Origin of the sequence: Nonomuraea sp. NPDC049607 (assembly GCF_040675375.1) — a bacterium.
Classification (GTDB): Bacteria; Actinomycetota; Actinomycetes; order Streptosporangiales; family Streptosporangiaceae; genus Nonomuraea.
In genome coordinates, this window is the sequence record NZ_JBFAOV010000007.1 from 163,213 (window position 1) to 184,832 (window position 21,620).

Genomic DNA, 21,620 nt, shown 5'->3' on the forward strand with positions numbered 1-21,620 from the left:
AGGAGGTAGTGCATGAAACGCCCACCTGCCCTTGACCAGGTTGCGTGGCATCGCTGCAACAACGGCGAATGCGTCGAAGTCACCATGCTCTCCGACCGGGTCTGGGTGCGGGGAAGTCAGGACGCCAGCGGTGCCGTCCTGTCGTTCACCATCGACGAGTGGAACGCGTTCCTCGACGGCGTGCGACGCGGCCTCTTCGATCTCGAACGGCTCGCGCCCCAGCTCTGACCGGCCACGACGTTCTCGATCGGGCTCTGTCGGGGGCCATCGGGGTTTCAGGCCGCGGCCCCCGGCAATATGCCGACTCCATGGGCGGTTTCAAGAAGTTCTTACTCCGTGGCAACATCGTCGAGCTGGCCGTCGCCGTGATTGTCGGGGCGACCTTCAGCGGGCTCGTCCAGGCGCTGGTCACCGACCTCATCACCCCGCTCATCGGCGCGGTGACCGGCGGCCGGCAGCCGAACTTCGCCGAGTACTCCTTCACGATCAACGGCAGCCGGTTCAAGTACGGCGACTTCCTCAACCACCTGGTGACCTTCATGGTCATCGCGGCGGTCGTCTACTGGCTGGTCGTGGCCCCCATGACGCGGCTGATCCACCTGTTCGACCGGGACAAGGCCGCGACGACCAAGCAGTGCCCCGAATGCCTGTCCGACATCCCGTCCGAGGCCAGGCGGTGCGCCCAATGCACGGCCGAGCTGGTGCCCGAGTCCGAGAAACCGCGCTGAACCGTACATCACGGACTCTTGACCCCAGTGGTGCGCCAGCATGGTGGACGTTCGGCAAGATGGACCGATGAGCGTTGAGTTGATGGTCTGGGACGAGCCCGTGCCGATCAGCAGGGATCAGGCCCGGGCCACGTATCTGGCGGTGAAGCGGAGCGACCCCGTCGAGGGGGACGTGCCCGACGTCGCCAAGGAGCTGCCCGGGGAGGTCACCCTGTATCCCGGGCACGTCCTGGTGACGATGGACCTGGACACGATGGACGAGACCTCGGCCCAGGTGTTCACCACCGCCCGCGCGCACGGCATGGTCTGCTACGACCCCCAGCGCGACCTGGTGCAGAACGTGGCCCCGCTCGGCGTGTACGAGGGCATGCAGCTCCACACCGGCGACGGGATGGTCGTCCACGACCCCGACCTCGGCCTGGTCCACGACGTCCTGGCCACCCTGTCGCCGCAGAACCCGTTCGTGGCCCTGGTGAACTTCGGCCACCACTTCCTCCAGGTCTCCCCCGGCTACGAGCTGGAGTACAAGGAGGGCACGATGGTCCGGGCGGTCGTGCCCGAGCTGGAGGAGGTGCGGCAGGCGTTCACCGAGTACGCCACCGGCGAGCGCGGGTTCCTGACCCGCCACACCTGGGCTCAGGCGTAGACCTGGGCGAACAGCTCCGGATCGACGTTCCCCCCGGACAGCACGGCCACCGTGCGCCCGGCGGGGACGCGGCCCGACAGCAGAGCGGCCGTGGTCGCCGCGCCGCTGGGCTCGGCCACCAGCCGGGCCGTGCGCGCGATGTGCCGCACCGCCGCCCGCAGCTCCTCCTCCGACACCGTGACGATGCCTTCGAGGTGCTCGCGCAGGTGGGCGAAGGTGAGCTCGGACACCTTGTTCACCCGCAGCCCGTCGGCGATGGTCCGGAACGTGCGGGTGGTCTCCCAGGCCACCACGTGCCCGGCCGCCAGGCTCTCGGCGGCGTCGGCGGCCAGCTCGGGCTCCACGCCGTACACGCGGACGTCGGGCCGCAGCGCCTTGACCGCCGCCGCGACGCCCGCGGCCAGCCCGCCGCCGCTGATCGGGACGAGCACCACCTCGACGTCCGGCAGGTCCTCGACGATCTCCAGGCCGATCGTGCCCTGCCCGGCGATGATCGCGCGGTGGTCGTAGGGCGGCACCAGCGTCAGGCCGCGCTCGCCCGCCAGCCGCTCGGCCGTCACCTCGCGCTGGTCGGGAGGCACGACCACCAGCTCGGCGCCCCACCCCTCGATCGCCGCCGCCTTGACCGCGGGCGTGCCCTCGGGCACGACGACCACGCACGGCACGCCGAACTCGGCCGCCGCGAACGCCAGCGCCTGGCCGTGGTTGCCGGAGGAGTGCGTGACGACTCCGGAGGGACGCAGGGCGGCCAGCGCGTTGTAGGCGCCGCGGATCTTGAACGAGCCGACCGGTTGCAGGCTTTCGGGCTTCAGCCACGCCTCGCCCATCGGCAGGAGCGGGGTGCGCACCGCGATCCCCTTGATGCGCCCGGCCGCCGTGCGGATGTCGTCGATCGTCACCAGGTCCATGTGATGACTTTAGGCTTCAGAACGGCACAATTCGACGAGTGCCTGGTCCATGGCAGGATCGCAAGACATGAGAACTCTGTACCCGCCCATCGAACCCTACGAGTCCGGCCTGCTCGACGTGGGCGACGGCAACCAGATCTACTGGGAGGTCTGCGGCAATCCCGACGGGAAGCCGGCCGTCATGCTGCACGGCGGGCCGGGCGCCGGGTGCAGCGCCGATCACCGCCGGCAGTGGAACCCCGAGCTGTACCGGATCGTCCTGTTCGACCAGCGCAACTGCGGTCGCAGCCTGCCGCACGCCAGCGAGCCGGGCACGTCGCTGGCCGCCAACACCACCTGGAACCTGGTGGCCGACATGGAACGCCTGCGCGAGCACCTGGGCATCGAGCGGTGGCAGGTGTTCGGCGGGTCGTGGGGCAGCGCGCTGTCGCTGGCCTACGCCCAGACGCACCCCGACCGTACGACCGAGCTGGTGCTGCGCGGGATCTTCACGCTGCGCCCGCACGAGCTGCGCTGGTTCTACCAGGAGGGCGCGAGCTACCTGTTCCCCGACCTGTGGGAGTCGTACGTGGCGCCGATCCCCGCCGAGGAGCGCGACGACCTCATGGCCGCCTACCGCGCCCGGCTCGAAGGCGACGACGAGGCGGTCCGGCTCGCGGCGGCCAAGGCGTGGTCCCAGTGGGAGGGCGCCACGATCACGCTGCTGCCCGACCCGAGCCTGGTGGCGGAGTTCGGCGAGGACAAGATGGCGGTGTCGTTCGCCAGGATCGAGAACCACTACTTCCACCACGGCGGCTGGTTCGGGCCCGAGCAGCTCATCAGGGACGTCGACCGCGTCCGGCACATCCCCGCCGTGATCATCCAGGGCCGCTACGACGCCTGCACGCCCATGGCCACCGCCTGGGACCTGCACAAGGCGTGGCCCGAGGCCGACTTCCAGGTCGTGCACGACGCCGGGCACGCGGCGAGCGAGCCCGGCATCGTCGACCGGCTCATCGCGGCGACAGACGGCTTCGCGCGAGCCTGACCGCGGGCGTGACCGCGCCCACCAGCAGCAGCGCGAACAGCGGCGCGAGCACCAGGCCGAGGAGGAAGCCGCCGGCCACGTCGTGCGGGTAGTGCACGCCGACGAACACCCGGGTGAAGCCCATCAGGGCGGCCAGCGGCAGCACCACCCAGGCCAGGGCGCGCCAGACCAGGATGAGCGTGCCCGCCGCCCCGGCGGCGATCACGGTGTGGTTGCTGGGGAAGGACCAGTCCGTCGAGGGTGGGCAGGCCGCGATCGTGGCGATCCCGCCACGGCACGGCCGGTCCTCCCGGACCAGCAGCTTCACGCCCTCGCTCACGATGTACGCGCCCACCACCCCGGCCGGCCCGGCGATGGCGAGCGCGAGGTCGCGGGCGGGGGCTTGGCGCGCCCGCCACCAGCACACGAGGAACAGCGCCGCGAAGATGAACAGGCCGGCGTCCGTGCCGAACTCGGCGAGGGCGTGCAACCACCCGGGCGTGGTCAGGGCGAAGTCGACGATGTCGCGGTACACAGGTGTCCAATCCGTGAACGGGTAGTGGACACGACCTTATGAACTTTGATCGTCAAATGCTTCGACCGAAAGGGTGATTCCGGGTTTTACGCAAGATACTGGCGTACGAGCAGGCTGCGCTTCTGCTCCAGCTCGCCTTCGGTGATGAGCCCGCGGTCGAACGCCTCGGAGGTGGCGTCCCGCTCGGCCACGAAGTAGGCGGCCATGATCTCGCTGCGCAAGGGGGTGAAACCGCGCTCCACGCAGTCGGAGAAGACGGTGACCTTCTGCTCGACGACGCCGGCGGGGACGGTGCACGTCAGGTCGTGCTCTTTGAGTTGCTGAACCGCTTCACGAAGGGTGACGGGGCCGAGTGACCCGTTGAAACGGGTGTCAAGGGTGATCTTCACTGTTTTTACGCCTCCAATCGTTTCAAACGCATCGAGAGAGACCGCGTATTCCCAGGTCAGAGCGGGTAAGAGGGCAAACGTGATCGGAGAGCACGTGATCGTCGGCTACAGCAACGACCCCGGTGGGCGCGATGCGCTCGCGCTCGGGGCCGCCATCACCCGGCTCACCGGGGGCGAGCTCACGGTGGCGTCGATCTATCCCCCGGGCAGCCCGGGGCTGGCCGTGGAGGCCCAGGCCAACCTGGCGCACGCGGGCGAGGAGCTGGGCGTCGTCCCGGCCGAGTACATGGCGTTCGAGAGCCGGGGCCCCGGGCGCGGGCTGTCGGTGCTGGCCAGCAGGATCAGGGCCGACCTGATCGTGGTCGGCTCGGCGAGCGGCGGCCAGTACGGCCGCATCGCCGTCGGGAGCACCGCCGACCACCTGCTGCACCTGTCGCCGGAGGCGGTGATGCTGGCGCCCTCGGGCTACGTGCCGCCCGACGAGCCCGCCCGGCTCACCCTCGCCTACGTCCACCGGCCGCAGTGCGACGCGGCGGTCGAGCGGGTGGCGCAGGCGGCACTGCGGCTCGACGTGCCGCTCCGGCTGATCACCCTCGACCTGCGCACCGAGGACCAGGGCAAGCTGCGCGACGACCTCGCCCTGGCCGTGCGGCTGGCCTGGGAGAGCACCGGCATCGAGGCCGAGTCGGAGGTGGCCGAGGGCCACGACGTGCAGGCCGCGCTGAAGGACGTCGAGTGGCTGCCCGGCGAGCTGCTGGTGTGCGCCGCGGGCGAGGACGCCCAGCCCCACCGGGTGTTCCTGGGCGAGCTGGCGATGAAGGTGCTCAGGTCGTCGTCCTGCCCGGTCACCGTGCTGCCGAGGGGTTTCTCCTAAGCTTCTGGGCGTGCGTGTCGCCCGGTTGATCGTCGTCGTGGTGCTGGCCTCCCTGGCCGGCGTCTACGTGGTGGCCGGCGCGTGGGGGGCGCTGGCGGTGTTCGCCGCTCAGTGCGCCTTCACGCTGCGGGTCAGGAAGGGGTGGCTGCTCGCCGTCCAGGGCGTGCTGGTCTACGCGGCGACGCTGGGGCAGGGCGCGTCCGTGGCGATCCTGGGGTTCCTCGCCGGCTCGCTGCTGGTGACGCGCTGGTGGGCGGTAGCGCCCGCGGTGGCGTTCAGCGGCGTCGTGATCCACCACTGGCGGTACGCCGGTGACGCGGTCTCCACGACGGACCTCGCGATCACGACGATCCTGATGGCGCTGGTCGTGTTCGGCCTCAACCGGCTGGTCGAGCGGGTGGCCGAGATGGAGGCCACCCGTCCGGCGCTGGCCGCGGCGGCGGTGGCCGAGGAGCGGCTGCGCATCGCGGCCGAGCTGAGCGACGGCCTCGGGCGCGGCCTGACCGCGATCGGCACGGGCGCGCGGCGGGCGCTGGCCGCGCCGCAGAACGCGGCGCGGCTGCTCGGCGAGGTGGTCACGACGGCGCGGCTGTCGCTGGCCGACGCCCGCGCCGCGGCGGCGAGCTACCGCGCGATGTCCCTGGCCCCCGAGCTGACGACCGCCCGCGCCCTGCTGGAGGCGGCGGGTGTCGGCGTGGAGGTGCGGGCCGCCCACACCGAGCCGCTGGGCCCGGCGGGCGCGCTGCTCGCCTCGGTGCTGCGCGAGGCGGTCACGGACGTCGCCCGCCGCGGCACGGCCACGGTGTGCGTGATCGAGACCTGGGAGGAGCCCGAAGGAGCCCAGGTACGCCTGAGAGTGGCCGACGACGGCCGCCGTACGGCCGAGGACGACGGCCTGGGCGGACTCGGCGACCCGGCCGGACTCACGCGCCAGGTGGCGGCGGCGGGCGGCACGCTCACCCGCGGCCTGTCCGGGCGGGGCCGCTACACGGTGGAGGCCGTGCTGCCCACGACCCGCCCGCCCGCGGCCGCCCGGCGCGAGCCGCCCGATGTCTCGGTGGTCCTGCTGGCCGCCGTGCTGGTCGGGTTCAGCGTCAAGGCGCTGCTGCAGATCCCGGCCGGCCTGCTGGCCCCCGCGGTCGCGGCGCTGGCCGTGATCGTGGTCATGCAGCTGCGGTCGGTCACCGGCCGCCACATGGTGGCGCTGGGGGTGATGGCGGCGCTCACCTTCGCCCCGATCCCGGTGTTCGGGCCGATCTGGCTGGGGACGGCGGGGTTCCTCGCCGGTCCGGTGCTGCTCGCCTTCCGCCCGCGTACCGCCTGGCCCCTGACGGCCGCGATCCTGGCCGCGGTCTGGACGGTCGCCTCCCTGTACGCGCTGCCCGCCCGGGTCAACATCACGGTGAGCACGCTGACGACCGGCCTGGTCGTCTACAGCCTCCTCAGGCTGGCCCAGCTCGCCAAGGAGCTGCACGCCGCCAGGGAGAGCCTGGCCCGCTCGGCCGTCGTGGAGGAGCGGCTGCGTGCCGCCCGCGACCTGCACGACCTGCTCGGCCACAGCCTGGCCGCCATCCTGCTCACCTGCGAGCTGGCCCGCCGCCTGCCCGACCCCGTTGCCGAGCTGGAGAACGTCGTCACCATGGCCGAGCACGCCCATCACGACCTGCGCTCGGTCACCGGCGAGCACCGCGAGCTGTCCTTCGACGCCGAGGCCGAGTCGGCCGGGAAGGTGCTGGCGGCGGCCGGGGTCGAGGTGACCGTACGGCTCGCGCACCCCGAGCTGCCGGCTGAGGTCGAGACCGTGCTCAGCGCCGTGCTGCGCGAGGCCGTGACGAACGTCCTGCGCCACAGCGCCGCCCGCGCCTGCGTGATCTCCACGTCCGCCACGGGCGACGAGGTCGGGCTGCTCGTCCGCAACGACGGCGCGGCCACGGCGGCTCCCCGTCGCGGCTCGTCGGGCCTGGGCAACCTCACCACCCGCCTGGCCACGCTGGGCGGCCGGCTCACCACCGCCGCCGAGGACGGCTGGTTCCGGCTCGACGCGCGCGCCCCGCTAGATCCAGCCGGCCTCGGTGGCGATGCGCACGGCGTCGGTGCGGTTGCGCGCGTTTAGCTTGGCCACGATGGCCGTCAGGTAGTTGCGCACGGTCCCGGCGGTCAGGTGCAGCCGCTGGGCGATGTCGGTGGCCTCCGCGCCGCCCGCCACCAGGCGCAGCACGTCGGCCTCGCGCGGCGTGAGCGGGTTGTCGGCCAGGTCCCAGGCGGTGACGGCGAGCGAGGGGTCGAGCACCCGGCCGCCGCGCGTGACCTCCCTGATCGCCGAGACCAGGTCCTCCGGCGGGGCCGTCTTCAGCAGGAAGCCGTCCACCTGGGCGGCCAGGGCCCGCTTGAGGTGGCCGGGCTTGCCGTACGCGGTGAGCATGAGCGTGCGGCACGACGGCACCCTGGCCCGGATCTCCGCGGCGGCGGCCAGCCCGTCGAGGGTGCCGGGCATGTCGATGTCCAGGACGGCCACGTCCGGCCGGTGCACGGCGGCGGAGGCCACGGCCGCGTCCCCGGACTCGACGGCGGCCACGATCTCGAAGTCGGCCTCCAGGCCGAGCAGGGTCGCGAGCGCGTGCCTGATCACGGCTTGATCCTCGGCCAGAAGTACGCGAATCACGGGGACATGTCTATCAGTGTCCGAATCATGATGACGTCATGGGCCATCGGTGATCGTGTCTCTGGTGGGCGTACGCGCAGTTCAGCAGGCTTGGAGCCATGACGGACGTAGTGCGGTTGGACGCGGTGAGCAAGGTGTACGGGAAGGGCCAGGGCGCGGTGGCGGCCCTGCGCGAGGTGTCCGTGGGCATCCCGCGCGGCTCCTTCACGGCGGTGATGGGCCCCTCGGGCTCGGGCAAGAGCACGTTCCTGCACTGTGCGGCGGGGCTGGACGTGCCCTCCTCCGGATCGGTCCGGCTGGGCGGCACGGAGCTGGCCGGCATGGACGAGACCCGCCTCACCGAGCTGCGCCGGGAGCGGATCGGTTTCGTCTTCCAGGCGTTCAACCTGATCCCCGCGCTCGACGTGATCGAGAACGTCACGCTCCCGCTGCGCCTGGCCGGGGCCCGCGTGGACCGGGCCTGGCTGACCGAGATCCTGAGCCGGGTCGGTCTGGAGGGCAGGGCCGGGCACCGGCCCGCGCAGCTGTCCGGCGGCCAGCAGCAGCGGGTGGCCATCGCCAGGGCGCTGGTCACCAGGCCGGAGGTGGTGTTCGGCGACGAGCCCACGGGCGCTCTGGACACGATGACCGCCCGCGACGTGCTCAGGCTGCTGCGCGAGGTGGTGGACGGCATGGGCCAGACCGTGGTGATGGTGACCCACGACCCGGTGGCCGCCTCCTACGCCGACCAGGTGCTGTTCCTGGCCGACGGCCGGATCGTGGACGCGATGACCGCGCCGACCGCCGAGAAGGTCGCCGAGCGCATGACCCGGCTGGGAGCGTGGACGCGATGATGATCTCGCTGGCCCTGAGGACCCTGCGGCACCGCGTGGCCGCCTTCGCGGGCGCGTTCTTCGCCCTGCTGTGCGCCGCCGCGCTGGTGTGCGCGTGCCTGATGCTGCTGGAGACCGGTCTGCGCGGCGACGTCCTGCCCGAGCGGTACGCCGGCGCGCCCGCGGTCGTGGCGGCCGACCAGTTCGTCCGCCAGACCGTCGTCAAGGGCGACGGCGACGTCAAGACGAAGGCCAAGGCGCTGGCCGAGCGCGCCTGGCTGCCCGAGTCCGTCGTGGCCGGGCTGCGCCGCGACGGCCGCAAGGTCGTCACCGAGGTGACGTTCCCGTTCGGCGGCTTCACCGGGCACGGCTGGGAGTCGGCCGCGCTCACCCCGTTCACGATCGCCAAGGGCCGCGCACCGCGGGCCGACGACGAGGTGGCGGTGGACGCCCGCGCCGGGCTCGACGTGGGCGCCAGGCTGCGCGGATACCGCGTCGTCGGGGTCACCGCGCAGGCGCTGCCGAGTCAGGACACCGTGTTCTTCAGCACCGCGCAGGCCCGCCGCCTGGCCGGGCACCCGGGCAGGGTGAGCGCCGCCGGCGTCTTCCCCGGCCTCGACCGGGCTCCGGAGGGCACCGTGCTGTACACCGGGGACGAGCGCGGCAGGCTGGAGTTCCTCGACGCCGAGCAGGCCCGGATCAAGCTGATCAGCATGGGCGGCTCGCTGGCCGGCACCTCGCTGCTGGTCGCGATCCTCGTCGTGATGGGCACGTTCGCGCTCTCCGTCCAGCAGCGGCAGCGGGAGCTGGCCCTGCTGCGGGCGATCGCGGCCACGCCGAAGCAGGTGCGCGGGCTGGTCGGCGGCGAGGCGCTGCTGGTGGGCGCCGCCGCCGGGACGCTGGGGGCCGCGGCGGGCATCGGGCTGGGCTTCTGGCTGCGCGGGCAGTTCGTCTCGCTGGGGGCGGTGCCGGCGAACCTGCACCTGGTGGTGAGCCCGTTCCCGCCGCTGGTCGCGCTGACGGCCACCGTCGGCGCTGCCTGGGTCGCGGCCCGGGTGTCGGCCCGCCGCCTGACCCGGATCCGTCCGGTGGAGGCGCTGGGCGAGGCCGCTCTCGGCAGCCCGCGGCTGCCGTGGTGGCGGCTGGCGGCCGGGCTCGTGGCGGTGGCCGGGGCCGTGGTGCTGACGCTGGTCCTGTCGGGCCTGCGCACCGAGGCGGCGGCCACGCCGGTGACCCTGCTGACCACGCTGGTCTGGACGACGGCGTTCACGCTGCTCGGGCCCCTGGTGGCGCGGGTGACGGCGGCGCTGCTGGCGGTCCCGCTGCGGATCTCGCGGGTGGCCGGCTTCCTGGCCGCGCGCAACCTGCGCGCCGGGTCGGGGGCGCTGGCGTCGGTGCTCTCGCCGCTGACCCTGATGGTGGCGATGACGTGCACGATCCTGTTCGTCCAGACCACGATGGGGTACGCCGCCCAGGAGCAGGCCGACGCCGGCACCCGCGCCGACTACGTGGTGGCCGGGGCCTCCGGCCAGGCGGCCCGCGCGGTGCCCGGCGTGCTGTCGGTGACCGAGGTCCTGCGCACGTCGGTGCGGGTCGGCCTGGACAAATTCTCCGCCCAGGCCGTCGCCCACCACTCCGGCACCCTCGACCTGGGGGTGGTCGCCGGTTCCATGGACGGCTTCGCCGACGGCTCGGCCGCGATCAGCCGGACCGCCGCCGACCTGCTCGGCCTGCGGCCCGGCGACCCGCTGAAGCTCACGCTGGGCGACGGCACCCCCGCCGCGCTCACGGTCGCCGCCGTCTACTCCCGCGGCCTCGGCTTCGGCGACGTGACGCTGCCGTACGCACTGGTCGCCGGGCACGTGGACGACCCGTCCGCCACGCTGCTCGTACGGGCTCCGCAGGTGCCGAGGACCGCGCTGACCGCGGCGCTGCCGGGGGCGAGCGTGCTCGACCGGGCCACGGCGGCCGAGGTGAGCACCGCGAACCCGCAGGTCACCTTCGTGGCCCTGGGCCTGATCATCGCCTTCACCGCCATCGCCGTGGTCAACACGCTGGCCATGGCGACCTCGGCCCGGTCCGGCGAGCTGACCGCGCTGCGGCTGACGGGCACGACCCGGCGGCAGGTGCTGCGGACCCTGCGGCTGGAGACGCTGGGCGCGGTGCTGGCCGCCTCGGTGCTCGGGTCGGCGGTGGCCGTGGTGACGCTGGCCGCGTTCGGCGCGGGCATGACCGGGTCGGCGGTGCCGCACATCCCGCTGCCCGCCTTCGCCGGGGTGATCGCGGCGGCGGCCGTCCTGTCCCTGGTCGCCACCGCTCTGCCGGCCCGGCTCGCGCTGCGGTCAGCCGTCTGAGCCCAGGAGCCGGCCGTACAGCTCCAGGTAGCGGTCGGCCATCACGGCGGGCGAGAAGCGGCGCCGGGCCTCGCGGCGGCACTCCTCCGGGTCGATCTCGTCCACCCGCTGGACCCACTCGGCCAGCTCCTCCTCGGTGTCGGCGAGGAAGCCGGTGCGGCCGTGGTCGATGATCTCGGGGAGGCAGCCGCGGCGCAGGCCCACCGGCGGCACCCCGAGCGCCAGGGCCTCGACGACGGCCGTGCCGCCGGGCTCGTCCCACTGGATGGGGAAGAGCGCGGCGCGGGCCGAGGCGTACAGCTCGTCCCTGGCCTGGCCGCCGACCGCGCCGACCCACTTGATCAGGTCGCCGTCGAGGTAGCGGGACAACTGGTCGAGGTGGTAGCGCACGTCGGGGTGGCCGTGCAGCGGGTGGTGGGGGTCCTGGAGGACGACGTCCAGCTCGGCCTGGCTGTCCCGGCCGCAGACCGGCCCGGCCACGACCAGCGGCAGGCCGAGCTTCTGGCAGATCCCGGCGGCCACGTGCTGGCCCTTGAGCCCGCAGATCCGGCCCATGATCACCAGGTGCTCGCCCCGCTCGGCCCGGACGTCCTGGTCCGCGAGCGGGGTGGCCAGGTAGACGGCGCCGAGCGAGGCCGCGCGCAGCGCCTCGGGGGCGCGGGCCAGCTGCGACTCCGACACCCCGTTGACCGCGATCGACCCCGGGAAGTCGCCGTAGAAGGCCGGGTGTTTGCACAGGTCCCAGTGGAGGGTGTGCAGCACCGGCGGCCCGCCCAGCGCCGACAGCACCGCCGGCCCGACGACCTCCAGGTGGTCGTGGACGAGGTCGATGTCGTCGCGGGCGCGCAGCTCGTCCGCCACCCGCGCCTGGTGCGCGTGCGCGATCCCCATGACCTGGTTGTACGGCTTCTGCAGCTCGGCGAACCGGCCCTCGTCGTAGACGGCGATCAGCTCGTCGGCCTCCAGCGTGCTCGACGCCACGGAGGCCAGCACGATGTGCACGCCGCGTTCGCGCAGCGCGGGCACCAGCGTCGCGACGACGTTCTCGATCCCGCCGTAGCCGGGAGGCGGGACCGCCAGCCACGGTCCCGCGTTGATCAGCACCTTCACGCGACGTCCTCCTCCAGCATGAGGGAGGCGAGCGGCGGTCGTTCCGCCACGCCCACGTCCACCAGACCGGCCCGCCCGTCGAGCCCGAACTGCAGCAGCGTGTGTCCCGGGGGCTGCGACGACACCACGCGGCCCTGGCGTTCGAGCCGGGACCACGCGGTGAGCATGATCTGCCCGGCCATCCGGCCGAGCGCGTTCACGGACTGGTGCCCGTGCGCGCGGGAGCCCAGGTCCACCTGGGCCATCGCGTCCAGTCCCACGAGGTGGAGGAGATCGACGAGGAGGCCGAGCTCCACGCCGTACTCGGTGACGAAGGGCACCTGTTCGAGCACTTCGCGCCGGGCGGCGTACTCGCCGCCGAGGGGTTGGCCGAAGCCCGCCAGCTCCGGCCAGAACAGGTTGAGCAGGGGCCTGGCCACCAGCTCGGTCACCCGTCCGCCCGCGCCGCGCCGCGGCACGCCGTCCTCGCCCGTGAAGGGACGCTCGTACGTCGCCTTGACGAAATGGGTGTCGGAGTTCACCAGCAGCGGACCGACCAGCCCCGACACGAAGTGCGAGCCGAAGTTGAGCAGGTCCGAGTCGACGAACGCGACGATGTCGCCGTGGGAGGCGGCCAGGCCCTTCCACAGCGCCTCCCCCTTGCCCGTCATGCGCGGCAGGTGGGGCAGTACCTCGTTCTGCGCCACGACCCGAGCGCCCGCCGCGCGGGCCCGTTCCGCCGTCGCGTCGGTGGAGTTGGAGTCGACGACGAGGATCTCGTCGACGAGTGGCGACTCCTCCACCAGCTCACGCCTGATGACGGTGACGATGTCCCCGACTGTGCGCTCTTCGTCGCGCGCCGGTAGGACGACGCTCACCGTCGTGTTGCCCTTGGCCGCGATTAAGGCGTCCACCGGCCATTCGGACGCCGTGCTGGAATGCGGGCCATACCACTCCTGTGCCCTGGCCAAGGCTCGCACATCTGTATCCATGCAGTCAGCCCCATCTCATAGGGCCACGACCCCTGCCCGATCTATGCGCCTCTGAACATCTTTGTTTGTTAACCCCTAGACGTGGCATATGTCGGGTTGTGTCCCCAATTACCCGTGTCGGCATCATTGGTGCCGGAAATGTCGCCGCTCGCCACGCAGATGTCCTGGCCGGCTTCCCCGATGTGACGATCGCCGGGGTGGCCGACACCGATCTCCACAAGGCTGAGGCGTTGGCCTCCGCGTACGGCTCCCCCGCCTACGGCGACCATGCCGGCCTGCTGGAGGCCGGCGGTCTCGACGCTGTTTACGTCTGTGTGCCTCCTTTCGCGCACGGTAAACCGGAGTTCGACGCCCTATCCTGCAATCTCCCGATTTTCGTGGAAAAACCCCTTTCCATGGATCTCAAAACCGCAGAAAACATCGCAGCCGAAATCGAACGGAGAGGGCTCCCGTCCGCCGTCGGCCACCACTGGCGCTACCTCGACGTCGTCGACAGGGCCAGGGAACTGCTCGACGGCCGGCCCGTACGGCTCGCGCTCGGGCACTGGCTGGACAAGGTGCCCCCGGTCGGCTGGTGGCTGAACGCCGGGCTGTCGGGCGGCCAGATCCTGGAGCAGGCGGTCCACGTCCTGGACCTGGCCCGGCTGCTGGTGGGCGAGGTGTCGATGGTGCACGCCGTACCGGCCGGGAACCGGGTGGAGGGCGAGATCGACCGGGCCACGTCGGCCGTCATGAGCTTCACGGACGGCGCCACCGGCCTGCTGGCCACCTCCTGCCTGCTGCCCCGCAAGCACCGGGTGGGGCTGGAGGTGTGCGCCGACGGCATCGCCCTGGAGGTCAGCGAGACCCGGCTGCTCGTGGACGGCGAGGAGTCGATCGAGGACGCCGGGCACGCCAAGACCCTCGTGGACCGCGCGTTCATCGACGCGGTGCGGGGGAAGGACGCCGACGTGCGCGCGCCGTACGCCGAAGCCCTGCGAACCCACCGCCTGGCCCTCGCCCTCACCCGCTCCGCCGCCGAACGCCGGCCGGTGATGCTCGATGAGTGAGCCTGTGAACACCATTCTCAGTATCGAGGCGCCCGGTGAGGTGCGGATGGTGGAGGAGGAGCTGCCGGGCCTGGTCGACGGCGGGTTCATGGTCGCCACCACGCACAGTGGTGTCTCGGCGGGCACCGAGCTGACCTACGTCAAGGGCGCCAACCCCTACCTCAGCTCGACCTGGGACCCGGCGCTCGGCCTGTTCCTGCCCGGCACGCCGTCGGTGGGGTATCCCGTGCGCGGCATCGGCTACATGCAGGTGGGCCAGGTGGTCGAGACCCGTACGCGGGCCGTGGACGAAGGCGCGCTGGTCGCCATGGCGTACGGACACCGCACCGCGTACGCGGCCGACCCGATGACCGACCGGTTCGTCGTGCTGCCCGGCGACCTCGACCCGCTGCTCGGCATCTACGTCGCCCACATGGGCCCGATCTGCGCCAACGGCCTCCTGCACGCGGCCGCCGACCTGCACGGCCCGGCCGTCCAGCACCTGGGCGACGGCGTGCGCGGGCGGCGCGTCGCGGTGGTCGGCGCGGGCGTGGTGGGCCTGCTGACCGCGTCCTTCGCCCTGTCCTGCGGGGCCGCCGAGGTCGTGGTCGTGGACGAGACCCCGGCCAGGCTCGCGGTCGCCGAGGCGATCGGCGCGCAGGTCCTGGCCACCGCCGACGACGACCCCGCGGTGACGCTGAAGCGCCGCTGGCGGCACGCCCCCAACGACCGCGGCGCGGACCTGGTCTTCCAGTGCCGCGGTCAGCCGAGGGCGCTGGCCCTGGGGCTCAGGCTGCTGCGCCCGCAGGGCACGCTGATCGACCTGGCGTTCTACACCCAGGGCGCCGACGAGGTGCGGCTCGGCGAGGAGTTCCACCACAACGGGCTGACGCTGCGCTGCGCCCAGATCGGCCGGGTGCCGCGCGGTCTCGCGCACTCCTGGGACCGCGAACGCCTCTCGTACGAGACGATCGGCCTGCTCAGGGAGCGCGGGAGGCTGCTACGCGAGCACGTGGTCACCGACGTCGTCGGCTTCGGGGAGGCCCCCGAACTTCTGGCCGATCTCGCGGCCCGACGGCGGCAGACCGTCCAGGCCGTGCTCAGCGACGACGTCGAGGATGAGGGCGGCTGACCAGCTGAAGTCCCCGCACCCGTGACCGCGCAGCGTGAACGGGTTGAAGTACTCGCGGAAGCCGGAGTGGGCGACGGCGTGGATCATGCCCTCGGCGAGCAGGTCGGCCAGGTCGGGGCGGCGGTCCCTGAGCCCCTGCCAGACGAGCCAGGTCAGGTTGATCCAGCTCGGCCCGCGCCAGTAGCGCGCCGGGTCGAACTCGGCCGTGGCCGGGGCGTGGCTGGGCAGCACGCCGTCCTTGAGCGAGAACTTGTCGACGGCCGTGCCGATCAGCGCCTCGGCGATCTCCGGCGGCAGCCCGGGCAGCATGAGCGGCACCAGGCCGGCGGCGCTGCCCGAGCGGATCAGGCGGCCCGTGCGCAGGTCGCGGGGGCGGAAGTGGCCGTCCTGGTAGAGGTGGTCGACCATGGCGGCGGTGACGGCGGCGGCCTCGCGCCGGTGGGGCTCGGGGTCCTGGCCGCACACCTCGGCGATCTCGGCGAGCGCCGACTCGGCCACGCCGTACGCGGTGTTGAACAGCGGGTCCTCGATCTCGAACGAGCCGGCCCGCTGGTAGCCGCTGTCACGGTAGGCGCTCGCGAGCGCGACGTACCGCTCGTAGTCGCGGTCGGTGGGGCGTTCGTCGGCGCTGACGGTGTTGAGGTCTCTGCGGACGAAGCCCGTCACGCCGGGCTCGACCGCGCGCAGCGGGAGGTCCCAGGCCGGGCTGTTGTCCATGCCCGACTCCCACGGGTGGACGATCGAGATCAGCCCCTCGGGCGAGCGCCGCGAGGCGCGCAGGAACTCCTGCTGGGCGACGAGCTTGGGATAGATCCTGGCCAGGAACGCCGGGTCGGGCTCGGCCTGGTGCACCTTCCAGGCCGCCAGCGCGTGCACGGGCGGCTGCACGATGCCGGAGGTCGCCGAGCCGGACGGCGCGCGGGCGCCCCAGAACTGCGGGCCGGGGAAGTAGGCGCCCTCGGGCACGACGGGGTTGAACACGATGTGCGGCACCCGGCCGTCGCGCCACTGGGCGCCGAACAGCGAGAGCAGCTCCGCCCTGGCCCGCCGCGGCGACCAGCGGGCGTTGCCGATCGCGATGAAGGCGGAGTCCCAGCTCCACTGGTGGGGGTACAGGCGACGGGAGGGAACCGTGTAGCTGCCGTCCCAGTTGGCGACCAGCACGCGTACGGCGTCGCGGAGGATCACAGGTATTTCCTGATGAAGGCCGCCGTCTGCGGGAGCACGATCTCGGGCTCGCCCCGCAACCGGCATTCGAGGGCGAGGTAGCCGTCGAAGCCGACGGCGTCGAGCGTGGCGAGCTGCGCGCCCCAGTCGAGGTGGCCGGTGCCGGGCTGGTTCCTGTTGGACTCGCTGATCTGCATGTGCGCGAGGTACGGCGCCGCCTCCGCCAGGGCCTGGCAGGGGTCGTCCTCCTCGATGTTCATGTGGTAGGTGTCGCCGACGATCCTGATCGAGTCCATCGAGCAGTACGACACCGCGTCGGCCAGGGTGTTGACCATGTGGTTCTCGTACCGGTTGAGGGGTTCGAGCATGATCAGCACGCCGTTGCGCTGGGCGTGCTCGCCGAGGATGCCGAGCGCCTCGGCGAGCACCTCGCGGTCCTCCTCGGCGGTGCGCGGCGGCTCGAACGGCGGCAGCCTGAGCGAGAACTGGCCCCAGGAAGCCGGGGTCATGACGCCGATGCCGCCCAGCTCGGCGATCACCGTGAGCTGCGACCTGAGCTGCTGGATGGCGTCCTTGCGCTTGGCGGGGTCGAAGTCGCCGATGAAGTGCGGCATCTCGACGCACACCGTGGGCATGACGACGCCGTCGGCCAGCGCCCGCTTGAGCTCGGTCAGGCGGCCGGCGAAGTGGAAGTCGCCCTTGCCCCTCAGCTCGATGGCGTCGAACCCGGCCTCCACCGCGAACGCGAACTTCTCCTGCAGGCTCCGGCCGGGCAGAAGCTGCTCCTGGGCGGCGAGCTTCATCATGACTCCTCGAAGGTGAAGACGAGCTGGAGCACCTCGGACTGGTGCTTGTCGATCAGGTCGAACGCCTCGGCCGCCTGCTCGACCGGCACGCGATGGGTGACGAGGTCGGCGACCTCGACCTCGCCCCGGTGCACGAGCTCCATGAACGTGCGCTGGAGGCGTTCGACGTCCCAGCGGTGGGCCAGCCAGGAGGCGACGCCGCCGATCTGGGAGGAGACGAGCTGCACCTGGTTGTGGTGGAACTCCTCGCCCAGCCGCAGCCCGATGCCGTCGCCCTGGTAGAAGCCGGCCGCCACGACCCGGCCGCCCTTGCGCACGCTCCTGATGGCCTCCTGGAGGCCCAGGTGGTTGCCGCTCAGCTCGATCGCGGTGTCGGCGCCCTCGATGCGCTTGCGCAGGAACTCGGCCACCGAGCCGGACCGCACGTCGAACGTCTCGGCGGCGCCGAACTTCCTGGCGAGTTCGAGCCGGTCGGGGATGGCGTCGGCGGCGACCACCCGGGCGCCGCTGAGCACCGCCATGCGGGTGGCGAGCAGGCCGATGACGCCCTGGCCGAAGATCACGACCTGGTCGCCCAGGTGCACGTCGGCGGCGTGGACGGCGTTGAGCGCGATGGCCCCGACCCGGGCGAACACGCCCGCGACGGGGTCGGCCCCCGGCGGCAGGATGTGGCCGGCCAGCTTCTCGGCGGGGACGACCGCCTCGGCGCGGTGGCCCCAGATGCCCCACACGAGGCTGCCGACGGGCGGCTCGGCGACGTCGGGGGCAGCCTCCACCACCTCGCCCACCTCCTGGTAGCCCCAGCCGGACAGGGGGTAGGCGTGCGTCTGGCCTTCGAGGAAGATCCGGCGCTCGGTGTCCCACTTACGGGTGAGGTAGGGATTGGTGCCGCGATACGCGGTCAGCTCGGTGCCCGCGGAAACCCCGGAATACAGGGTCCGCACCCGGACGGCGCCCGGGACGAGTTCGGCGGGCGACTCCAGGCTGACGCTGACACGGCCTGGCTCTTGGAAGGTGATGACGCGCATACCCCACACTTACGCTTTTTGATCAAACAAAAGTCAGAGATTTAGTGTTTGTTTGCACACCATAGTTGCGCTCGAAACACGCGTAAGTCTACGACTTCCGTCGATCGCGGCCGATGGAATCCGGGTTTCCGGCAGGGCGCGTTCTGGAAAGAGATCTTATCGACATATCCCGCCCCGTCTGTCCACCTGGTCCGGAAGTGCCAGAAGTGCTTGGCCGGGCAGCATCCGGATGACCGAAATGACATCAGACCCGATCGTTTCGCGACGGGTGTCCGCGATCGGTTCTGGGGAAGATTTGCCGCGATGCCGACCAATCTTTTACGAAATCCCCCCAACTGGAGGAGCGTGCCATGCCGAAGAAGGTCACCGCCGTCCTCTCCGTCGCCCTGCTGGCCTCGGCCTCCCTCGCGGCGTGCGGCGACGGCGGCGAGCAGCGGTCCGGCCCGAACCAGATCACCGTCTGGACCGAGGAGAACCTCGGCGACCGGATGGCCGTGCAGAACCAGATCGTCGCCGAGTTCACCAGGAAGACCGGGATCAAGGTCAAGCTGGTCGGCGTCGGGGAGGACCAGTTCAGCCAGACCGTGACGGCCGCCGCCGCCGCGGACGACCTCCCGGACGTGATCGGCGCGCTGCCCCTCGCCTCCGTCCGCGAGCTGGAGGCCAACGACCTGCTGGACACCGAGACGCCGGGGCGGATCGTCGATCGGCTCGGCAAGGACTCCTTCTCGCCGCGCGCGCTCGAACTGGACTCCTCCGGCGGCAGGCTGCTGGCCGTGCCCAGCGACGGGTGGGCGCAGCTCCTGCTCTACCGCAAGGACCTGTTCGGCAAGGCCGGGCTGGCGCCGCCGGACACGTACGAGGCGCTGGAGGCGGCGGCGGCGAAGCTGAACACGGGTGGGGTGGCGGGCATCACGCTGGCGATCGCGCCCAAGGACTCCTTCACCGCGCAGAGCTTCGAGCACGTGGCGCTGGCGAACGGCTGCCAGCTTGTCGACAATTCCGGAAATGTCGCGCTAGACAGCCCACAGTGTGTGAAAGCCTTCGAGTTCTACGCGAAACTGGCGAAAAACTACTCAGTCAAGGGCAAACAGGACGTCGACTCCACCAGGGCCACGTACTTCTCCGGGAAGGCGGCCATGATGATCTGGTCGTCGTTCATCCTCGACGAGCTGGCGGGGCTGCGTAAGGACGCGCTGCCGAGCTGCGCCGAGTGCCGCGGCGACCCCGAGTGGCTGGCGAAGAACACCGGCGTGGTCACGGCGCTGAAGGGCCCCGACGGAAGCGCCCCCGCCCAGTACGGCGAGATCGTCTCGTGGGCGGTCGTCCGCGGCGCCGCCACCGACCCGGCCGCCACGTTCGTCGCCTACATGATGGACGAGGGCTACGAGCGCTGGATCGGGATGGCCCCCGAGGGCAAGTTCCCCACCCGCGAGGGCTTCGCGGACAAGTGGAACAAGCTGCCCGCGGGCGTGGACTCCAAGAAGCCGCTGTCGGAGGTCTACCCGGCCGACGTGCTCGACGCGCTGCGCAGGAGCCCGGACACCTTCGCCCGCTGGGGCATCCCGCAGGGCCAGGGCAAGCTCGTCGGCGCCACGATGGGCGAACTGCCCGTGCCCAAGGCACTGAGCCAGGTGGCCGACGGCTCGCTGACCCCGCAGGCCGCCGCCGCCCAGGCCAGGAAGGACGTGGAGACCATCAAGCGCGGGATCCGGCAATGAGCGCACCCCGGACCCTGCGGCAGCGGGAAGGGCGGGCCGGCCTGGCGTTGATCTCCCCCACGCTGGTCATCACGCTGGTCGTGGTGGTGCTGCCGCTGCTGTGGGCGATCATGCTGGCCTTCCAGGACGTCCGGCTGATCAACATCCGCCGGGCCGGCGTCTTCGGGCACTACACGCTGCAGAACTTCACGTACGTGATCTCCGAGCCGGGTTTCTGGACGTCGCTGGTCAACACCCTGGTCTACACGGTGGCCGGCACGGCGCTGTCGATCGCGGCCGGCCTGGTGACCGCGCTCGCCCTGCGCGACAGGTTCCGGGGCCGCACCCTGGTCAGGGCCTCGATCCTGATCCCGTACGTGGCGCCGGTCGTGGCCGTGGCCTTCCTGTGGGAGACCATGCTGAACCCCCAGTACGGCATCGTGAACACCTGGCTGAAGGAGCCGATCGCCTTCCTCACCCAGGCCCAGGGCGACTTCCTGGGCCTGAAGGTGCCGGTCGCGCTGCTCACGGTGATCGCGTTCGAGGCGTGGCGGTACTTCCCGTTCGCGTTCCTGTTCATCCTGGCCCGGTTGCAGGCGCTGCCCGCCGACCTGGAGGAGGCCGCGGTCGTGGACGGCGCCACCCCCACCCAGCGCTTCCGGTATGTGATCATGCCGCAGCTCTGGCGCATCGTGGCGCTCCTGGCGGTGCTGCGGTTCGTGTTCACCTTCACCAAGTTCGACGACGTCTACCTGCTGACCGGCGGCGGCGCCGGGACCGAGGTGGTCAGCGTGCGCGTCTACAACTTCCTGACCGCCCGCGACGACATCGGCGCCTCGGCCGCGCAGGCGATCGTGCTGGCCGTCTTCCTCGTCGTCTTCCTGACCGTCTACCTGCGCTTCTTCTCGGGAGGCGATCGTGAGCAGGGATAGGTTCGAGCGTGGGCTGTTCGCGGTGCTCAGGCCCGTGGTGATCGTGTTCCTCCTCGCGGTCACCGCGCTGCCGTTCCTCTACATGGTGACGTTGTCCGTGCGCGACATCCAGGAGCTCATCCTGGAGCCGGGGTCGGTGTGGCCGCGGCGTCTCACCCTGGACACGTACGTGAACGTGCTCACCACGCAGGGGTTCCTCACCTTCATCAGGAACAGCGCGGTCGTCGCGGCCGGCTCGGTGGCCGCGACGCTGCTGATCTCGATCCCGGGCGCCTACGCCGTCGCGCGGCTGCGCTTCTTCGGCCGGCGGCAGGTGCACTTCCTGTTCCTGGCGGTCTACCTGTTCCCGGCGATCGTCCTGGCCATCCCCTTGTTCGTGCTGTTCACCATGCTGGGGCTCAGAGGATCTCTCGCCGGACTGATCCTGGTTTATATCGCGCAGACCGTGCCCGTCACGGTATACATGCTGCGCAACTACTTCGAGACCGTGCCACGGAGCGTGGAGGAGGCGGCCGCGATCGACGGCTGCTCGCGGCTGTCGACCATCTGGCGGGTGGTGCTGCCCCTGTCCAAGCCCGCGCTCATGGCGACCGGACTCTACGCGTTCATGATCGCGTGGAACGAGTTCCTGTTCGCCCTGCTGTTCCTCGTGGAGCGGCGGGAGAGCTGGACGGTCTCCCTGGGGCTCTCGCAGCTGGCGGGGAGCATAGAGATCCCCACGACGGTGCTGATGGCAGGATCCGTGGTGCTGACGCTGCCCATCGTGATCGTGTTCTTCGCCAGTGAACGCCTGCTGACGGAGGGCCTCACGGCCGGCGCGGAGAAGGGATAG

At 71.6% G+C, this 21,620-nt stretch carries 21 protein-coding genes; 13 read left to right on the forward strand and 8 right to left on the reverse strand.

Annotated features, from left to right (window positions below):
* The first annotated feature begins 12 nt into the window (after positions 1 to 12).
* From AB0J97_RS16605 to AB0J97_RS16615, 3 genes are all read left to right on the forward strand, one after another.
* Entirely contained in the window at positions 13 to 228 is a 216-nt protein-coding gene (locus tag AB0J97_RS16605; RefSeq protein ID WP_357695005.1) for a DUF397 domain-containing protein, read from the forward strand.
* 80 nt (positions 229 to 308) lie between these two features.
* Positions 309 to 728 (forward strand): large conductance mechanosensitive channel protein MscL, encoded by a 420-nt coding sequence (gene mscL, locus AB0J97_RS16610; protein WP_364089127.1) that lies wholly within the window; start codon positions 309 to 311, stop codon positions 726 to 728.
* 67 nt (positions 729 to 795) lie between these two features.
* Positions 796 to 1,374 carry a hypothetical protein gene (locus AB0J97_RS16615; protein WP_364089130.1) on the forward strand — a complete coding sequence of 193 codons (579 nt, stop codon included), beginning with the start codon at positions 796 to 798 and terminating at the stop codon, positions 1,372 to 1,374.
* Here AB0J97_RS16615 and AB0J97_RS16620 read toward each other — a convergent pair.
* Positions 1,365 to 2,282, reverse strand: coding sequence for a threonine/serine dehydratase (locus AB0J97_RS16620; protein ID WP_364089133.1), 918 nt, complete (start codon positions 2,280 to 2,282; stop codon positions 1,365 to 1,367). The two genes, AB0J97_RS16615 and AB0J97_RS16620, sit on opposite strands and share 10 nt — an antisense overlap.
* A 67-nt stretch (positions 2,283 to 2,349) precedes the next feature.
* On the opposite strand from AB0J97_RS16620, the gene pip reads away from it, so the two are divergent.
* Positions 2,350 to 3,309 carry a prolyl aminopeptidase gene (gene pip / locus AB0J97_RS16625; protein WP_357694997.1) on the forward strand — a complete coding sequence of 320 codons (960 nt, stop codon included), beginning with the start codon at positions 2,350 to 2,352 and terminating at the stop codon, positions 3,307 to 3,309.
* On the opposite strand, the gene AB0J97_RS16630 is transcribed toward pip, so the two are convergent.
* A complete protein-coding gene (locus AB0J97_RS16630) occupies positions 3,275 to 3,823 on the reverse strand; it encodes a phosphatase PAP2 family protein (RefSeq protein ID WP_357971010.1) in 549 nt (182 codons plus the stop codon). The two genes, pip and AB0J97_RS16630, sit on opposite strands and share 35 nt — an antisense overlap.
* A gap of 86 nt (positions 3,824 to 3,909) precedes the next feature.
* Positions 3,910 to 4,212, reverse strand: a complete 303-nt coding sequence (locus tag AB0J97_RS16635; RefSeq protein WP_364089137.1) for a hypothetical protein — start codon at positions 4,210 to 4,212, stop codon at positions 3,910 to 3,912.
* Positions 4,213 to 4,291: 79 nt separating this feature from the next.
* On the opposite strand from AB0J97_RS16635, the gene AB0J97_RS16640 reads away from it, so the two are divergent.
* Together AB0J97_RS16640 and AB0J97_RS16645 are read left to right on the forward strand one after the other, a co-directional pair.
* Positions 4,292 to 5,086, forward strand: a complete 795-nt coding sequence (locus AB0J97_RS16640; RefSeq protein ID WP_364089140.1) for a universal stress protein — start codon at positions 4,292 to 4,294, stop codon at positions 5,084 to 5,086.
* A 10-nt stretch (positions 5,087 to 5,096) separates the two neighbouring features.
* Positions 5,097 to 7,199, forward strand: coding sequence for a histidine kinase (locus tag AB0J97_RS16645; RefSeq protein ID WP_364089143.1), 2,103 nt, complete (start codon positions 5,097 to 5,099; stop codon positions 7,197 to 7,199).
* On the opposite strand, the gene AB0J97_RS16650 is transcribed toward AB0J97_RS16645, so the two are convergent.
* On the reverse strand, positions 7,140 to 7,748 hold the full coding sequence (locus AB0J97_RS16650; RefSeq protein WP_357694987.1) for a response regulator transcription factor: 609 nt from the start codon (positions 7,746 to 7,748) through the stop codon (positions 7,140 to 7,142). The genes AB0J97_RS16645 and AB0J97_RS16650 overlap by 60 nt on opposite strands.
* 98 nt (positions 7,749 to 7,846) lie before the next feature.
* Between AB0J97_RS16650 and AB0J97_RS16655 the strand changes: the two genes are divergently transcribed.
* Positions 7,847 to 8,581, forward strand: coding sequence for an ABC transporter ATP-binding protein (locus tag AB0J97_RS16655; protein ID WP_357694985.1), 735 nt, complete (start codon positions 7,847 to 7,849; stop codon positions 8,579 to 8,581).
* Positions 8,578 to 10,914 carry an FtsX-like permease family protein gene (locus tag AB0J97_RS16660; protein ID WP_364089146.1) on the forward strand — a complete coding sequence of 779 codons (2,337 nt, stop codon included), beginning with the start codon at positions 8,578 to 8,580 and terminating at the stop codon, positions 10,912 to 10,914. The genes AB0J97_RS16655 and AB0J97_RS16660 overlap by 4 nt, the downstream gene beginning before the upstream one ends.
* On the opposite strand, the gene AB0J97_RS16665 is transcribed toward AB0J97_RS16660, so the two are convergent.
* The gene (locus AB0J97_RS16665) at positions 10,903 to 12,024 is read right to left on the reverse strand and encodes a glycosyltransferase (RefSeq protein WP_357694983.1); all 1,122 of its coding nucleotides are present in this window, start codon (positions 12,022 to 12,024) and stop codon (positions 10,903 to 10,905) included. The genes AB0J97_RS16660 and AB0J97_RS16665 overlap by 12 nt on opposite strands.
* Positions 12,021 to 12,995 carry a glucosyl-3-phosphoglycerate synthase gene (locus tag AB0J97_RS16670; protein WP_364089149.1) on the reverse strand — a complete coding sequence of 325 codons (975 nt, stop codon included), beginning with the start codon at positions 12,993 to 12,995 and terminating at the stop codon, positions 12,021 to 12,023. The genes AB0J97_RS16665 and AB0J97_RS16670 overlap by 4 nt, the downstream gene beginning before the upstream one ends.
* 98 nt (positions 12,996 to 13,093) lie before the next feature.
* Between AB0J97_RS16670 and AB0J97_RS16675 the strand changes: the two genes are divergently transcribed.
* Together AB0J97_RS16675 and AB0J97_RS16680 are read left to right on the forward strand one after the other, a co-directional pair.
* Positions 13,094 to 14,044 carry a Gfo/Idh/MocA family oxidoreductase gene (locus AB0J97_RS16675; RefSeq protein WP_364089152.1) on the forward strand — a complete coding sequence of 317 codons (951 nt, stop codon included), beginning with the start codon at positions 13,094 to 13,096 and terminating at the stop codon, positions 14,042 to 14,044.
* A 4-nt stretch (positions 14,045 to 14,048) separates the two neighbouring features.
* The gene (locus AB0J97_RS16680; RefSeq protein WP_364089155.1) at positions 14,049 to 15,155 is read left to right on the forward strand and encodes a zinc-binding dehydrogenase; all 1,107 of its coding nucleotides are present in this window, start codon (positions 14,049 to 14,051) and stop codon (positions 15,153 to 15,155) included.
* A gap of 1,184 nt (positions 15,156 to 16,339) precedes the next feature.
* On the opposite strand, the gene AB0J97_RS16685 is transcribed toward AB0J97_RS16680, so the two are convergent.
* Together AB0J97_RS16685 and AB0J97_RS16690 are read right to left on the reverse strand one after the other, a co-directional pair.
* Positions 16,340 to 17,128 carry a sugar phosphate isomerase/epimerase family protein gene (locus tag AB0J97_RS16685; RefSeq protein ID WP_357694975.1) on the reverse strand — a complete coding sequence of 263 codons (789 nt, stop codon included), beginning with the start codon at positions 17,126 to 17,128 and terminating at the stop codon, positions 16,340 to 16,342.
* Positions 17,125 to 18,156, reverse strand: a complete 1,032-nt coding sequence (locus tag AB0J97_RS16690) for a zinc-binding alcohol dehydrogenase (protein ID WP_364089158.1) — start codon at positions 18,154 to 18,156, stop codon at positions 17,125 to 17,127. Before AB0J97_RS16690 ends, AB0J97_RS16685 begins: the two co-directional genes overlap by 4 nt.
* A gap of 350 nt (positions 18,157 to 18,506) precedes the next feature.
* Here AB0J97_RS16690 and AB0J97_RS16695 point away from each other — a divergent pair, with 350 nt between their 5' ends.
* The 3 genes from AB0J97_RS16695 to AB0J97_RS16705 are packed head-to-tail and all read left to right on the forward strand — an operon-like array spanning position 18,507 to position 21,620.
* On the forward strand, positions 18,507 to 19,877 hold the full coding sequence (locus tag AB0J97_RS16695) for an extracellular solute-binding protein (RefSeq protein WP_364089161.1): 1,371 nt from the start codon (positions 18,507 to 18,509) through the stop codon (positions 19,875 to 19,877).
* Complete coding sequence (locus AB0J97_RS16700; protein WP_357694969.1) at positions 19,874 to 20,788, forward strand: sugar ABC transporter permease; 915 nt, start codon at positions 19,874 to 19,876, stop codon at positions 20,786 to 20,788. The genes AB0J97_RS16695 and AB0J97_RS16700 overlap by 4 nt, the downstream gene beginning before the upstream one ends.
* Positions 20,775 to 21,620, forward strand: coding sequence for a carbohydrate ABC transporter permease (locus AB0J97_RS16705; protein ID WP_364089165.1), 846 nt, complete (start codon positions 20,775 to 20,777; stop codon positions 21,618 to 21,620). Before AB0J97_RS16700 ends, AB0J97_RS16705 begins: the two co-directional genes overlap by 14 nt.